At 61.6% G+C, this 15358-nt stretch carries 12 protein-coding genes; 8 read left to right on the forward strand and 4 right to left on the reverse strand.

All coding sequences use genetic code 11. The features are described 5' to 3' along the window. Positions 1 to 58: 58 nt before the first annotated feature. From acnA to ASR47_RS25225, 4 genes are all read right to left on the reverse strand, one after another. The gene (gene acnA / locus ASR47_RS25210; RefSeq protein WP_065310537.1) at positions 59 to 2779 is read right to left on the reverse strand and encodes an aconitate hydratase AcnA; all 2721 of its coding nucleotides are present in this window, start codon (positions 2777 to 2779) and stop codon (positions 59 to 61) included. Between the two features lie 65 nt (positions 2780 to 2844). Then, the gene (locus tag ASR47_RS25215) at positions 2845 to 3393 is read right to left on the reverse strand and encodes a hypothetical protein (RefSeq protein WP_065310538.1); all 549 of its coding nucleotides are present in this window, start codon (positions 3391 to 3393) and stop codon (positions 2845 to 2847) included. 13 nt (positions 3394 to 3406) lie between these two features. Then, the gene (locus tag ASR47_RS25220) at positions 3407 to 4405 is read right to left on the reverse strand and encodes an HpcH/HpaI aldolase/citrate lyase family protein (RefSeq protein WP_065310539.1); all 999 of its coding nucleotides are present in this window, start codon (positions 4403 to 4405) and stop codon (positions 3407 to 3409) included. 120 nt (positions 4406 to 4525) lie between these two features. Next, a complete protein-coding gene (locus tag ASR47_RS25225) occupies positions 4526 to 5515 on the reverse strand; it encodes a malate dehydrogenase (protein WP_065310540.1) in 990 nt (329 codons plus the stop codon). A 307-nt stretch (positions 5516 to 5822) separates the two neighbouring features. On the opposite strand from ASR47_RS25225, the gene ASR47_RS25230 reads away from it, so the two are divergent. The 8 genes from ASR47_RS25230 to ASR47_RS25265 all read left to right on the forward strand — a co-directional run bounded on the left by ASR47_RS25230 (position 5823) and on the right by ASR47_RS25265 (position 15316). Next, positions 5823 to 6704: a GntR family transcriptional regulator gene (locus ASR47_RS25230; protein ID WP_082989167.1), complete on the forward strand. Its 882-nt coding sequence runs from the start codon at positions 5823 to 5825 to the stop codon at positions 6702 to 6704. A gap of 315 nt (positions 6705 to 7019) precedes the next feature. Next, a complete protein-coding gene (gene sdhC / locus ASR47_RS25235) occupies positions 7020 to 7442 on the forward strand; it encodes a succinate dehydrogenase, cytochrome b556 subunit (RefSeq protein WP_065310542.1) in 423 nt (140 codons plus the stop codon). A 2-nt stretch (positions 7443 to 7444) separates the two neighbouring features. Continuing rightward, entirely contained in the window at positions 7445 to 7810 is a 366-nt protein-coding gene (gene sdhD, locus ASR47_RS25240; RefSeq protein WP_065310543.1) for a succinate dehydrogenase, hydrophobic membrane anchor protein, read from the forward strand. 2 nt (positions 7811 to 7812) lie between these two features. Beyond that, positions 7813 to 9594 carry a succinate dehydrogenase flavoprotein subunit gene (gene sdhA / locus ASR47_RS25245; RefSeq protein ID WP_065310544.1) on the forward strand — a complete coding sequence of 594 codons (1782 nt, stop codon included), beginning with the start codon at positions 7813 to 7815 and terminating at the stop codon, positions 9592 to 9594. 9 nt (positions 9595 to 9603) lie between these two features. Next, positions 9604 to 10314, forward strand: coding sequence for a succinate dehydrogenase iron-sulfur subunit (locus tag ASR47_RS25250; protein ID WP_065310545.1), 711 nt, complete (start codon positions 9604 to 9606; stop codon positions 10312 to 10314). Positions 10315 to 10434: 120 nt separating this feature from the next. Then, positions 10435 to 10716, forward strand: a complete 282-nt coding sequence (locus ASR47_RS25255) for an FAD assembly factor SdhE (RefSeq protein WP_065310546.1) — start codon at positions 10435 to 10437, stop codon at positions 10714 to 10716. 121 nt (positions 10717 to 10837) lie between these two features. Then, positions 10838 to 12142, forward strand: a complete 1305-nt coding sequence (gene gltA / locus ASR47_RS25260) for a citrate synthase (RefSeq protein WP_065310547.1) — start codon at positions 10838 to 10840, stop codon at positions 12140 to 12142. A 321-nt stretch (positions 12143 to 12463) separates the two neighbouring features. Further along, positions 12464 to 15316 (forward strand): 2-oxoglutarate dehydrogenase E1 component, encoded by a 2853-nt coding sequence (locus ASR47_RS25265; protein WP_065310548.1) that lies wholly within the window; start codon positions 12464 to 12466, stop codon positions 15314 to 15316. The last annotated feature ends 42 nt before the right edge of the window (positions 15317 to 15358 follow it).

The raw sequence follows: 15358 nt of genomic DNA on the forward strand, positions 1-15358 counted from the left end.
GCGCAAAAAAAACGCCGGTCGGAACCGGCGTTTTTCAGATGCGGCGACGCTTGATGGCTTATTCGGCCAGCAGCTGGCGCAGCACGAATGGCAGGATGCCGCCGTGCTTGTAGTAATCGACTTCGATCGGCGTGTCGATGCGCAGCAGCACGGCGACTTCCTGCGAGGTGCCGTTGGCGCGGTGGATCACCAGGGTCGCCAGTTGCTGCGGCTTGATCTCGCCTTCCAGGCCCTTCAGGTCGAACGTTTCCTCGCCGGTGATGCCGAGGGTCTGCACGCTGTCGTCGCCGATAAATTGCAGCGGCAACACGCCCATGCCGACCAGGTTCGAGCGGTGAATGCGCTCGAACGAGCGGGTGATCACGGCTTTCACGCCCAGCAGCTGGGTGCCCTTGGCGGCCCAGTCGCGCGACGAGCCGGTGCCGTACTCTTCGCCGCCGAACACCATGGTCGGCGTGCCTTCGGCCACATACTTCATGGCCGCGTCGTAGATCGACATCTGTTCGCCGGAAGGCTGGTGGATCGTGATGCCGCCTTCGACTGCCGAGCCGTCGGCCTTGGCAGGGATCATGCGGTTCTTGATGCGCACGTTGGCAAAGGTGCCGCGCATCATGATTTCATGGTTGCCGCGGCGCGAGCCGTAGGAGTTGAAGTCCGCTTTCAGGACGCCGTTTTCCTTCAGCCATTTGCCGGCCGGGCCGTTTTCCTGGATCGAGCCCGCTGGCGAGATGTGGTCGGTGGTGATCGAGTCGCCGAACACGCCCAGGGCGCGCGCGCCTTCGATGCCGGTGGCCACGGCCGCCGGCGTCATCGAGAAATTGTCGAAGAACGGCGGTTCCGCGATATAGGTCGATTTCGGCCAGTTGTAGACCTGGCCCGAAACCGTCGTCACTTTTTCCCACAGCTTGCCTGGCGCGCCCTTGACGTCGGCGTAGTTGTCCTTGAACACCTTGGCGTTCATGGCGAACTTCATCATGGCCGATACTTCGGCCGAGGTCGGCCAGATATCGCCCAGGTAGACATCCTTGCCGCCCTTGCCCTTGCCGACCGGTTCGGTCATCAGGTCGCGCGTCATGTTGCCGGCGATGGCGTAGGCCACCACCAGCGGCGGCGAGGCCAGGAAGTTCGAACGGATGTTCGGGTGGATGCGCGCTTCGAAGTTGCGGTTGCCCGACAACACGGCCGAGGCGACGATGTCATGCGTGGAAATGGCCGCGTTCAGTTCCGGCGTCAGGTCGCCGGCATTGCCGATACAGGTGGTGCAGCCGTAGGCGGTCACGCCGAAGCCCAGTTTTTCCAGGTAGGGCAGCAGGCCGGCGGCGGTCAGGTATTCGGTGACCACGCGCGAGCCGGGGGCCAGCGAGGTCTTGATGTGGGGCGCCACTTTCAGGCCCGCTTCGACGGCTTTTTTCGCCAGCAGGCCGGCGGCCAGCATCACGCTCGGGTTCGAGGTGTTGGTGCACGAGGTGATGGCGGCGATCAGCACGTCGCCGTTCGACACTTTCACGCCGTTCGTCGTTTCGTACACGGCGGCCAGGTCGGCAGGATTCTTGTTGAAGCCGTTTTCGGTGGTCGGCTTGGCGAACAGCTCGGCGAAGTTCGCTTTCACATTGCCGATTTCGATGCGGTCTTGCGGGCGCTTCGGGCCGGCCAGCGATGGCGCCACCGAAGCCAGGTCCAGTTCCACCACGCGCGTGTAGTCGATCTCGCCGGCTTTCGGCACGCCGTACAGGTTCTGCGCCTTGAAGTAGCCCTGGAAGGCGTCGATTTCAGCCTTGCTGCGGCCGGTGCCCTTGAAGTAGTCGATGGTCGCGTCGTCGACCGGGAAGAAGCCCATGGTGGCGCCGTATTCCGGCGCCATGTTGGCGATGGTGGCGCGGTCGGTCAGGGTCAGCGACTCGGTGCCTGCACCGAAGAACTCGACGAACTTGCCGACGACTTTCTCCTTGCGCAGCAGTTCGGTAATGGTGAGCACCAGATCGGTGGCGGTACAGCCTTCGCGCAGCGCGCCCGACAGGTTCACGCCGATCACGTCCGGCGTCAGGAAGTACACCGGCTGGCCCAGCATGCCGGCTTCGGCCTCGATGCCGCCCACGCCCCAGCCGACCACGCCGATGCCGTTGATCATGGTGGTGTGCGAGTCGGTGCCGACCAGGGTGTCAGGGTAGTAGACGTCGCCGGCTTTCTTGCCGGTGCTGTGCACGCCGCGCGCCAGGTATTCCAGGTTGACCTGGTGCACGATGCCGAAGCCAGGTGGCACCACGCCGAAGGTGTCGAAGGCCTGCATGCCCCATTTCATGAACTGGTAGCGCTCGTTATTGCGCGAAAATTCCAGTTTCATGTTCAGGTCCAGCGCTTTCTTTTCGCGGTAGTGATCGATGGTCACCGAGTGGTCGACCACCAGGTCGACCGGCACCAGAGGCTCGATCTTCTTGGCGTTGATACCCATCTTGGCGGCCACGTTGCGCATGGCGGCCAGGTCGGCCAGCAGCGGCACGCCGGTGAAGTCCTGCAGCACCACGCGCGCCACCACGAACGGAATCTCGTCGGTGCGCTCGGCGGTCGGGCCCCAGTTCGCCAGTTGCCTGACGTGTTCTTCGGTGACCTTCTTGCCGTCGCAGTTGCGCAGCACCGATTCGAGCACGATGCGGATCGACACCGGCAGGCGCGAGACATTAATGCCCAGGCTTTTTTCCAGCGCCGGCAGGGAGTACAGCTGCCCCTTCTTGCCGGCTGAAATAGTAAAGTCCTTGAGCGTGTTCAAAGTGTTGCTGGGCATGACCTCTCCTTGTTGGGTATCGTCTGTTTATTGATTATTCAGGGTGCAAAACATGACTGCTGACATCAGCCGCCGGCAGGCTTGACGACGCCCAGCGATACCGGCGCTTCGGTCGCCACCGTTGGCTTGGCCTGCTCCGCATCCTTGCATTCGTTGGCCAGCTGGCGGTTCTGCTTGGAATCGAGCAGCATGCCCTTGGCCGGGATGCCGATCCAGATCAAGCCGTACAGGCGGTTCTCAAAACGGTGGGCGCCGGTGGTGGTGCCGACGCGGCTCAGGCGGTGCAGGCGCTTTTGCCAGCGCAGCGCGATGTGGGAGTCATCGGTGGCATTGCTGTAGATGGTAATCTTGTTACCAAGTTCGCAATTGAATTCGGTGGTGGCCGAACCGGTGGTGTCCGGCTCGTCGGCTTCTTCGTTCGGCTCGGCCGGCATGGCGGCCGGTTTCGCGGCCTTGGCCTTGGCCGGCGCTTTGGCCTTGGCCTTGGTGGTCTTGGCGGTCTTGGCCTTGGCAGGGGCCTTGGTGTCGGTGGCGGCGTAGCTGGCTGGCGCCAGCGCGAGCGTCATGGCGCCCAGTGCAACGCTGCAGGCGAGGGCTAATTTGGAGAGGGACATCGTGGTATTCCTGTCAGTTTTCGGTGGTGCTGGTCAATGGCGGGTTCAGTAATGCAGCGGCCGCCTCGGGCAGGCCCAGGCCTGCCAGCTTGGCGCGCTGCAAAACGGTCCAATAATATCGGTAGCTGGCGCGGTCATGCAAGCGGCCATTCTGTGCGATCGGTCCCCAGTTGGCGCGCAGCGCCTCGTTGAGGATGTTGCTCGCTTCATTCACCTCGGACAGGCGGGGCGTGAAGGCCTTGATGATGGGTTTGATCTGGTCGGGGTGGATGCTCCACATGCGCGTGTAGCCGAATTCGGCCGCCGCGCGCTGGGCGTCATTGGCCACCACCGCCGAATCGCGCACGTCGGTGGTCACATTGTGCGACGGCACCTTGCCGTGGGCGTGGCAGGCGCTGGCCACCTCGAGCTTGGCGCGCACCACCAGCGGGTGCGTGAACTGGCCCGGCGTGCGCATGGCCGCGGCCGGCACGGCGCCGTAGTGCGACGAGACAAAATCCATGATGCCGAACGACAGGCACTCGACCTGGGGCAGGGCGGCGAGCGCATACGCGTCGCGCAGCGCGCCATGGGTCTCGATCAGGATATGCACCGGCAGGTTGTCGCGCCCGGCGCGGCGCGCATGCAGGTTGATCAGGTCGATCGCCAGCATGGCGTCCTGCACGCTGTTGACCTTGGGCACGGCGATATACGCGATGCGCTGGGCGGCCGCGCAGACGATTTCCACGTCGCGCGCAAAAAACGGGCTGTCGACGTCGTGCACGCGCACGCCGATGCGGTTGAACTGGTTGCCGTCGCTGGCCAGCAGTTCGGCCACCAGTTGTGCATGGGCCTCTTCGTTGCCGGCGCTGGCGCCGTCTTCGCAATCGAAGGTGATGTCGAACAGGGGGCCAAGCTCTTGTTGCAAAGCAATCGATTTACGCATCAGCTTTTCGGAGCCGGCGTAGTGGTCGCAAGCGGCGAGCAACAGCGGCTGGCGTTTGCCTTGGAATAAAACCTCGGAAGGGTGCATGCTTTAAGGCATCTCCACTGATGAAAACTGCTTGATAAAACGGCCGCGCCGCGACATGCGCGGTGCGGCCTTGATGGCGTGCGACGCAGTGTACACCGCGCCGCCATATTTGCCCTCGACTTAAGCGAGCAGGTGTTTCACGCCTTCGCGCTCTTCGGTCAGCTCTTTCAGGGTCAGGTTGATGCGCTCTTGCGAGAATGCATCGATTTCCAGGCCCTGAACGATGGTGTATTCGCCGTTTTCCGTGGTGACAGGGAAACCGAACATGGTGCCTTCAGGAATGCCATACGAACCATCGGACGGTACGCCCATGGTGGTCCATTTGCCATTCGTGCCCAGCATCCAGTCATGGACGTGGTCGATGGCGGCGTTCGCCGCCGACGCTGCCGACGACAGGCCGCGCGCTTCGATGATGGCCGCGCCGCGCTTGCCGACGGTCGGCAGGAAGGTGTTGGCGTTCCATTCCTGGTCGTTGATCAGGTCTTTGACGGCCTTGCCATTGACGGTGGCGAAACGGTAGTCAGCATACATGGTTGGCGAGTGATTGCCCCACACGGTCAGCTTTTCGATGTCTTTCACGGCGGTGCCGGTCTTGGCGGCCACTTGCGACAGCGCGCGGTTGTGGTCCAGGCGCAGCATGGCGGTGAAGTTTTTCGCCGGCAGCGATGGCGCCGATTTCATGGCGATGTAGGCGTTGGTGTTGGCAGGGTTGCCGACCACCAGCACCTTGACGTTGCGCGAAGCGACGGCGTCGAGCGCCTTGCCTTGCACCGTGAAGATCTGTGCGTTCGCTTCGAGCAGGTCCTTGCGTTCCATGCCAGGGCCGCGTGGACGGGCGCCGACCAGCACGGCCACGTCGACATCCTTGAAGGCGGTCATCGGATCGGAGTGGGCGGTCATTTCCGTCAGCAGCGGGAAGGCGCAGTCGTCGATTTCCATCATTACGCCCTTGAGCGCTTTCTGGGCTTTTTCGTCGGCGATTTCAAGCAATTGCAAGATGACAGGCTGGTCCTTGCCGAGCATGTCGCCATTGGCGATGCGGAACAACAGGGCGTAGCCGATCTGGCCGGCGGCGCCGGTCACTGCAACACGCATAGGGGTTTTTGCCATGATGAATCTCCAAAAATGGGAAAGAAAACGGGCTTGAAGCTGGGCTTACGCTTGTTCGGAAAAACTGTAATCATACCAAAACCGGCAGTCGCCACCGAATTGCCGGTGGTGTGCGCTGTCGCGCCCTTGCCTGTTATATGCCAGAGTGGCTGGCCTGCAACGCGCCGGTCGGAACGCCATCAGTTTGTCGGGGGCAGTGTAGGCCTCCGATTTGCATCTGTCAATCCTATCTTATGTCTTATATAAGACAGATAACCGTGGGTGTTTTACTGGACGCGCGCAGTGATTTGTGTTGAAATGTCGCACTATGAATTCCGCCTCGTCCAATCTGACCAACCATGCCACTGCTGCAAGCGGGGCGGTCAGTCCGACCGCGGGCACGCCAGCCACGCCCCATCCATCCGAGACCGCCGCCACGCCTGCCGCAGCGCCAGGGCCAGCCCCTGCGGCAGTGGCCGGCGCGGCCGCCGCGTCGCCCACCTTCAGTCCTTTATATCAGCAGATCAAGGCCCTGATTACGCAAAGCCTGCAGTCGGGCGAGTGGAAGCCGGGCGAACTGATCCCCAGCGAAGTCGAATTGGCCGGGCGTTTCAAGGTCAGCCAGGGCACGGTGCGCAAGGCCATCGATGAGCTGGCCGCCGAAAACCTCGTCATGCGCCGCCAGGGCAAGGGCACGTTCGTCTCCACCCACCACGAGGCGCGCGCGCATTTCCGCTTCCTGCGCCTGGTGCCCGACGAAGGCGTGCCGCACTACCCTGAAAGCAAGTTCGTCGAAGTCAAGCGCGTGCGCGCGCCGGCCGACGTGGCGCGGCTGATGGAACTGAAATCGGGCGATGCGGTCATCTTTATCAAGCGGGTTCAGTATTTCGACGGCGTGCCGACCATCGTCGAAGAGCTGTGGCTGCCCGGCCTGATCTTCAAGGGCCTGACCGCCGAGCGCCTGGTCGAATACAAGGGGCCGATGTACGGCCTGTTCGAAACCGAGTTCGGCACGCGCATGATCCGCGCCTCCGAGCAGATCCGCGCCGTGTGCGCCGATGCGGACGCGGCCCAATTGTTGAATATCGCGCCAGGCACGCCGATGCTCAGTTCCGAACGCGTGTCCTTTACGTACGGCGACAAGCCGGTGGAATTGCGGCGCGGCCTGTACCTGACCAGCCGCCATCATTATCAGAATGAACTGAGCTGACAGCCGCTGGGCGCCAAAGCGCCCGCACAAGCGGACAGGCTCAAGTGCATCGTGAGTAACGTATCTGCGCGAGCGGGTATGGGAGACAGCAGAAATCGCAGGCAAAGCGCGGCCCGCCAGGCGTACGCCACCGGCGGGTCGTTTTTTGCCAGCGTTTCTGTAATTAAATTACGTGAACTACGGAAAGTAGCGCGGTATCGTGTAGTAAAAAACCATTTTGGTTATATGTAACAATAGATAGTGGTATGGCCTGCGAAAATCGGCGAAAATCGCGGCTTCCAATATTTAGTTCAGTTCAAAGGGGAGGTTTTTGTTATGTCTGAAGCCGTAAAAGAAGTACCAAAAAAAGAACGGCCGCAATTCCGTAACATTCATGTTACCGAATTGTCGAACTACCGCATGGCGGTTGGCGCCATCGTGTCGATCCTGCATCGTATCAGCGGATTCATCATTTTCGCCCTGCTGCCGTGCATCCTGTACATGCTGGAACTGAGCCTGCGTTCCGAAATGTCCTACGCTTACTTCCAGGGCATCGCCTCGCACTGGTTCGTCAAGCTGATCACCCTGGGCCTGGTCTGGGCCTTCCTGCACCACTTCTGCGCCGGTATCCGCCATCTGTTCATGGATGTGCACGTCGCCATCGAAAAAGAGCCGGCCCGCAAGACCGCATCGACGGTGCTGGTGGTGAGCCTGGTGCTGACCGTCCTGGTCGCTTTGAAACTGTTTGGAGTATTTTAAACATGGCAGACAATAACATCGGACCGAAACGCCTCGTCGTCGGCGCCCACTACGGCATGCGCGACTGGCTGGCCCAGCGCGTGACCGCCATCGTCATGGTGGTCTATGTCGCCATCCTGCTGATCTCGTTTCTGACCGGCCAGAACTTCAGCTATGAAGGCTGGGCGGGTCTGTTTGCGCAGCAATGGTTCAAATTATTCAGCCTGGTAACGTTCCTGGCGCTGTTTTACCACGCATGGGTCGGTATGCGCGATGTCTGGATGGACTACGTGAAAGCCACCGGCCTGCGCCTGGCTCTGCAAATTGCCACCATGCTGTGGTTGATCGCTTGTGCCGGCTGGACGGTACAGATACTCTGGAGTGTGTAATCGTGGCAGCATATAAATCCGCAATCCCTACCCGCCGTTTTGATGCGGTCATCGTTGGCGCCGGCGGTTCCGGCATGCGCGCGTCGTTGCAACTGGCCGAAGCCGGCCTGAACGTCGCAGTCCTGTCGAAAGTCTTCCCGACCCGCTCGCACACCGTGGCGGCGCAGGGCGGTATCGGCGCCTCGCTCGGCAACATGGCCGAAGACAACTGGTTCTGGCACATGTTCGACACCGTCAAGGGTGGCGACTATCTGGGCGACCAGGACGCCATCGAATTCATGTGCCGTGAAGCGCCAAAAGTCGTGTACGAACTGGAACACTTCGGCATGCCGTTCGACCGCAACCCTGACGGCACGATCTACCAGCGTCCGTTCGGCGGCCACACGGCCCACTTCGGCGAAAAGCCGGTGCAGCGCGCCTGCGCGGCGGCCGACCGTACCGGTCACGCCCTGCTGCACACGCTGTACCAGCGCAATGTGCGCGCGCGTACCCACTTCTTTGTCGAATGGATGGCGCTCGACCTGATCCGCGATGCCGACGGCGACGTCATTGGCGTCGTCGCGCTGGAAATGGAAACCGGCGAATGCATGATCCTGGAAGCGAAGACCACCGTGATGGCCACCGGCGGCGCGGGCCGTATCTTTGCCGCCTCGACCAATGCCTTCATTAACACCGGCGACGGCATGGGCATGGCGGCACGCGCCGGCCTGCCGCTGCAGGACATGGAATTCTGGCAGTTCCACCCGACCGGCGTGGCCGGCGCGGGCGTGTTGATCACCGAAGGCGTGCGCGGCGAAGGCGGCATCCTGATCAACTCGGAAGGCGAACGCTTCATGGAGCGTTATGCGCCGACCCTGAAGGATCTGGCGCCGCGCGACTTCGTGTCGCGTTCGATGGACCAGGAAATCAAGGAAGGCCGCGGCTGCGGTCCGAACAAGGACCACGTGATGCTGGACCTGCGCCATATCGGCGCCGACACCATCGCCAAGCGCCTGCCGTCGATCCTGGAAATCGGCCACAAGTTCGCCAACGTCGACGCCACCAAGGAACCGATTCCCGTGGTGCCGACGATTCACTACCAGATGGGCGGCATCCCGACCAATATCCACGGCCAGGTCGTCACCCCGACCGGTCCTGAAAAATCGGCCAAGGTTGTCAACGGCCTGTACGCGATCGGCGAATGCGCCTGCGTATCGGTCCACGGCGCGAACCGCCTGGGCACCAACTCGCTGCTCGACCTGGTGGTGTTCGGCCGCGCGGCCGGCAACCATATCGTGGGCAGCGGCCTGAAAGCCAAGGAAAACAAGCCTTTGCCAGCCGATGCGGCCGATTTCGCGATGAACCGCCTGGCGCGCCTGGAAAACTCGACCGGCACGGAAACCGTGCAGGGCGTGGCGAACGACATTCGCGCCACCATGCAGAAGTACTGCGGCGTGTTCCGTACCGACGAGATGCTGAACAAGGGCGTCGAAGAAATCATGAAGCTCGACGAGCGCCGCAAGCACGTCTCCTTCAAGGACAAGTCGATGGTGTTCAACACCGCCCGCGTGGAAGCGCTGGAGCTGGACAACCTGATCGAAACGGCCAAGGCAACCATCGTCTCGGCGGCGGCGCGCAAGGAATCGCGCGGCGCGCATGCCCAGGACGATCACCCGACCCGCGACGACGACAACTGGATGAAGCACACTCTGTGGTATTCGGAAGGCAACCGCCTGGACTACAAGCCGGTCGTGACCAAGCCGCTGACGGTTGATACCTTCAAACCGAAACCACGTACTTTCTAAGGCTATACCATGGCACGCACTCTCAAACTGAAAATTTACCGTTACGATCCCGACCAGGACGCCAAGCCGTACATGCAGGACGTCACCGTCGAGTTGAAAGACACCGACAAGATGCTGCTCGACGCGCTGCAGCGCATCAAGTCGGACGTCGACGATTCGCTGGCCCTGCGCCGCTCGTGCCGCGAAGGCGTGTGCGGTTCGGACGCGATGAACATCAACGGCAAGAACGGCCTGGCCTGCACCACCAACCTGAACGAGCTGTCCGAGCCTATCGTGCTGCGTCCGCTGCCAGGCCTGCCGGTGATCCGCGACCTGATCGTCGACATGACGCAATTTTTCAAGCAGTACGATTCGATCAAGCCGTTCCTGATCAATGAATCGATTCCGCCTGAAAAAGAACGCCTGCAGTCGCCGGAACAGCGCGAAGAGCTCGATGGCCTGTACGAGTGCATCCTGTGCGCTTGCTGCTCGACGTCGTGCCCGTCGTTCTGGTGGAATCCCGACAAATTCGTCGGCCCGGCCGGCCTGTTGCAAGCCTACCGTTTCATCGCCGATTCGCGCGATGAAGCCACCGGCGCGCGCCTGGACAACCTGGAAGATCCGTACCGCCTGTTCCGCTGCCATTCGATCATGAACTGTGTCGACGTTTGCCCGAAAGGGCTGAACCCGAACAAGGCGATCGGCAAGATCAAGGAATTGATGGTCCGCCGCGCGATCTGATCGTTCAGAACGCATTTCGCCGGCGCCGCCGGCGGGGCAGGGGAGTGGCCCTTGCCCCGCTGGTGGCGCCGGCAGAGCAGTACCGTGTCCTGACGGGCACGCGCAAGATGGTAAAACCCAATGACAGAATCAATTTTGTCCCCGCATCAGGCCGACCCGGCCAACCGTGCCCGCCTGCGCTGGCGCGCGCGCCGTGGCCTGCTGGAAAACGACATCATCCTGACCCGTTTTCTCGATGCGCACGAAACCGAATTGACCGACGAAGAAGTCGACGCGCTGACGCGTTTGCTCGATTTGTCGGACAATGCGTTAATGGATCTGGTACTGGCCCGTAAAGAGCCGGAAGGCGAAGTCGATCTGCCGCATGTGCGCGCACTGCTGCAACGACTGCGCATTGCCTAGACGCCTGGGCGATACATTGCAAACGGTGCGAGTGGCGCGCTGTAGCTCCGCAAGACGCGGAGCGAATTGCAGCCAGAATTTTTGATTTTAATTTCGACTCACTCCCGAGAAGGAAGAGCCCATGAATACCTCTGACACAAAAGCTACCCTGTCGTTCTCCGATGGCAGCCCATCGCTTGAATTTCCGATCTACAAAGGCACCGTCGGCCCGGACGTCATCGACATCCGCAAGCTGTACGCCGGTAGCGGCAAGTTCACCTACGACCCAGGCTTTATGTCGACCGCCTCGTGCAACTCGTCGATCACCTATATCGACGGCGACAAGGGCGAACTGCAATACCGTGGTTACCCGATCGAACAGCTGGCCGTCAACGCCGACTTCATGGAGTCGTGCTACCTGCTGCTGAATGGCGAACTGCCGAACGCCGAGCAGAAAGCCAAGTTCGTCGACACCGTCACCAAGCACACCATGGTGCACGAGCAGATGCAATTCTTCTTCCGTGGCTTCCGCCGCGACGCGCACCCGATGTCGATCCTGGTCGGCACCGTCGGCGCGCTGGCCTCGTTCTACCACGATTCGCTCGACATCAACGACCCGCGCCACCGCGAAGTGTCGGCCATCCGCCTGATCGCCAAGATGCCGACCCTGGTCGCCATGACGTACAAATACTCGATCGGCCAGCCGTTCACCTACCCACGCAACGACCTGTCGTACAGCGCCAACTTCATGCACATGATGTTCGCCAATCCGTGCGAAGAGTACAAGGTCAACGACGTGCTGGTGCGCGCGCTGGACCGCATCCTGATCCTGCACGCCGATCACGAGCAGAACGCTTCGACCTCGACCGTCCGCCTGGCCGGTTCGTCGGGCGCCAACCCGTTCGCCTGTATCGCTGCCGGCATCGCCTGCCTGTGGGGCCCTGCCCACGGCGGCGCCAACGAAGCGGCGCTGACCATGCTGAAAGAAATCGGCTCGGTCGACAACATCCCGGCCTTCATCGAGCAGGTCAAGGACAAGAACTCCGGCGTCAAGCTGATGGGCTTTGGCCACCGCGTGTACAAGAACTTCGACCCGCGCGCCAAGCTGATGCGTGAAACCTGCTACGAAGTGCTGAACGAACTGGGTCTGCAGGACGACCCGCTGTTCAAGCTGGCGATGGAACTGGAAAAGATTGCACTGAACGACGAATACTTCGTGTCGCGCAAACTGTACCCGAACGTCGACTTCTACTCGGGCATCGTGCAGTCCGCACTGGGCATCCCGGTATCGCTGTTTACCGGTATCTTCGCCATGGCCCGTACGATCGGCTGGATCGCCCAATGGAACGAAATGATCGCCGATCCGGAACAGAAAATCGGCCGTCCGCGTCAATTGTTCGTCGGTTCGACCACCCGTGATGTGCCGCCGCTCGACAAGCGCGCATAAATTTGTCAGCATCACCGCCGGGCGCTCGAAGGCCCGGCAGAAAAGCGAGCTTGCTGCTCGCTTTTTTTTCGCCTGCCGCGCAACACGGCCAGGCTGCCAGCGGCGCAAAGCTTACATTTGCTTGCCAAATAAAATCCAAGCAATGGTTGTTGCGTTACAATACCGCGTGCTATTCTAAATGACGGTATGAAGAATGCTGGTGCAATAAACAAGCCCTTCCCCACAACTTGATGTGCAATCCGCTAACCGGTCAGGCCGTGTCGCGGAAGGTTAGACTAACCCGCTAATTCCTCGCGAAACGCGAAGAGAGGTGAGCAATATATGCAGCAATTAACGACCAACTCCTACCTGTTCGGTGGGAATGCTCCGTACGTGGAAGACCTGTACGAAGCGTATCTGAACAATCCCGGCTCGGTACCTGACAACTGGCGTGCCTACTTCGACGCGATGCAGCACGTGCCTGCCGTCGACGGCACCAACAAGCCCGACGTCGCCCACGCCTCCGTGGTCGCCTCGTTCGCCGAGCGCGCCAAGGCCGGTCCGATCCGCACTGTCACCGCTTCGTTCGACGCCGAAATGGGCCGCAAGCGCGTCGCCGCCACCCAGCTGATCGCCGCCTACCGCTACCTCGGTTCGCACTGGGCCAACCTGGACCCGCTGCAGCGCCAGGAACGTCCGATGATCCCGGAACTGGAACCGAGCTTCTACGGTTTCAACGATGCCGACATGGACACCGTGTTCAACATCAGCAATACCTATTTCGGCCCCGAGACCGCCACCCTGCGCGATCTGCTGAACTATCTGCGCGACACCTACACGCGCTCGATCGGCGCCGAATTCATGTACATCTCCGACCCGGCCGAAAAGCGCTGGCTGCAGGAGAAACTCGAATCGATCCGCTCCACCCCGAATTTCAGCGCAGAGAAAAAAGTCCACATCCTGGACCGCCTGACCGCGGCCGAAGGCCTGGAACGCTATCTGCACACCCGCTACGTCGGCCAGAAGCGCTTCTCGCTCGAAGGCGGCGAAACCTTTATCGCCTCGATGGATGAAACCATCCAGCGCGCCGGCGAAAAAGGCGTGCAGGAAATCGTCATCGGCATGGCCCACCGCGGCCGCCTGAACGTGCTGGTCAACACCCTGGGCAAGGCGCCGCAGGAACTGTTCGAAGAGTTCGAAGGCAAGCACGGCGACGACCTGCCGGCCGGCGACGTGAAATACCACCAGGGCTTCTCGTCCGACATCTCCACCGCAGGCGGCCCGGTCCACCTGTCGCTGGCGTTCAACCCGTCGCACCTTGAAATCGTCAACCCGGTGGTCGAAGGTTCGGTCAAGGCCCGCATGGACCGCCGCGGCGACGCGCAAGGCGCGCAAGTGCTGCCGATCCTGGTGCACGGCGACGCCGCTTTCGCCGGCCAGGGCGTGGTCATGGAAACGTTGAACCTGGCGCAAACGCGTGGCTACCACACCGGTGGCACCGTGCACATCGTCATCAACAACCAGATCGGTTTCACCACCTCCGATCCGCGCGACGCACGCTCGACCCTGTACTGCTCGGACGTCGTGAAAATGATCGAAGCGCCGGTACTGCACATCAATGCCGACGATCCTGAAGCCGTGGTGCTGGCGACGCAAATCGCGCTCGACTACCGCATGGAATTCAAGAAGGACATCGTCCTCGACATCATCTGCTACCGCAAGCTGGGCCACAACGAACAGGATACGCCTGCGCTGACCCAGCCGCTGATGTACAAGAAGATCGGCCAGCATCCGGGCACCCGCAAGCTGTACGCGGACAAGCTGGTGGCGCAGGGCGTGATTCCCGCCGATGGCGGCGACAAGATGGTGGCCGCTTTCCGCGACGCCATGGACGCCGGCAAGCACACGGTCGATCCGGTCATCTCGAACTTCAAGAACAAGTACGCGGTCGACTGGCTGCCGTTCCTGAACAAGAAATGGACCGACTCGGCCGACACCGCCGTGCCGATGACCGAACTGAAACGCCTGGCCGCGCGCATCACCACCGTGCCGGAAGACTTCAAGGTCCACTCGCTGGTTGAAAAAGTGCTGGGCGACCGCGGCACCATGGGCCGTGGCGAAATGAACCTGGACTGGGGCATGGGCGAACACCTGGCCTACGCTTCGCTGGTCTCGTCCGGCTACGCGATCCGCCTGACCGGCCAGGATGCCGGCCGCGGCACCTTCGTGCACCGCCACGCCGTGCTGCACGACCAGAACCGCGAGCGCTGGGATGCGGGTACCTACATTCCGCTGCAAAACGTGTCCGACAGCCAGGCGCCGTTCACCGTCATCGATTCGGTCCTGTCCGAAGAAGCCGTACTGGCCTTCGAATACGGCTACTCGACGGCCGAGCCGAACACGCTGACGATCTGGGAAGCCCAGTTCGGCGACTTCGCCAACGGCGCGCAAGTGGTGATCGACCAGTTCATCAGCTCCGGCGAAGTGAAATGGGGCCGCGCTTCGGGCCTGGTCATGATGCTGCCGCACGGTTACGAAGGCCAGGGTCCGGAGCACTCGTCGGCCCGTCCCGAGCGTTTCCTGCAGCTGTGCGCGGACAACAACATGCAAGTGGTGCAGCCGACCACCGCCGCCCAGATCTTCCACCTGTTGCGCCGCCAGATGGTGCGCCAGTTCCGCAAGCCTTTGGTCATCATGACGCCGAAGTCGCTGCTGCGCAACAAGGACGCCGGCTCGCCGCTGACCGACCTGGCCAAGGGCAGCTTCCAGACCGTGATCGGCGAAGTCGACGAGAAAATCGACGCCAAGAAGGTCAAGCGCGTGATCGCCTGCTCGGGCAAGGTCTACTACGACCTGGTCAACGCACGCAAGACGCGCGGCCAGCTTGATACGGCCATCGTGCGCCTGGAACAGCTGTATCCGTTCCCGCACAAGTCGTTCGCAGCCGAACTGAAAAAGTTCCCGAACCTGGTCGAAGTGGTATGGGCCCAGGACGAGCCGCAAAACCAGGGCGCCTGGTTCCAGATCCAGCACAACATCTTCGAAGGCCTGGAATCGGGTCAGCGCCTGGCGTACGCCGGCCGTCCCGCTTCGGCGTCGCCTGCTGTCGGTTACTATGACAAGCACTACGCCCAGCAAAAGGACCTGCTGGAAACGGCGTTCTCGAAGCTGAAGGGTTTTATCCTGACCAAGTAAGCGGTCGAGCATCGTCACGGAGCGCCGCCGCTGCCACGCAGC

The organism is Janthinobacterium psychrotolerans, assembly GCF_001677885.1.
GTDB lineage: Bacteria > Pseudomonadota > Gammaproteobacteria > Burkholderiales > Burkholderiaceae_D > Janthinobacterium > Janthinobacterium psychrotolerans.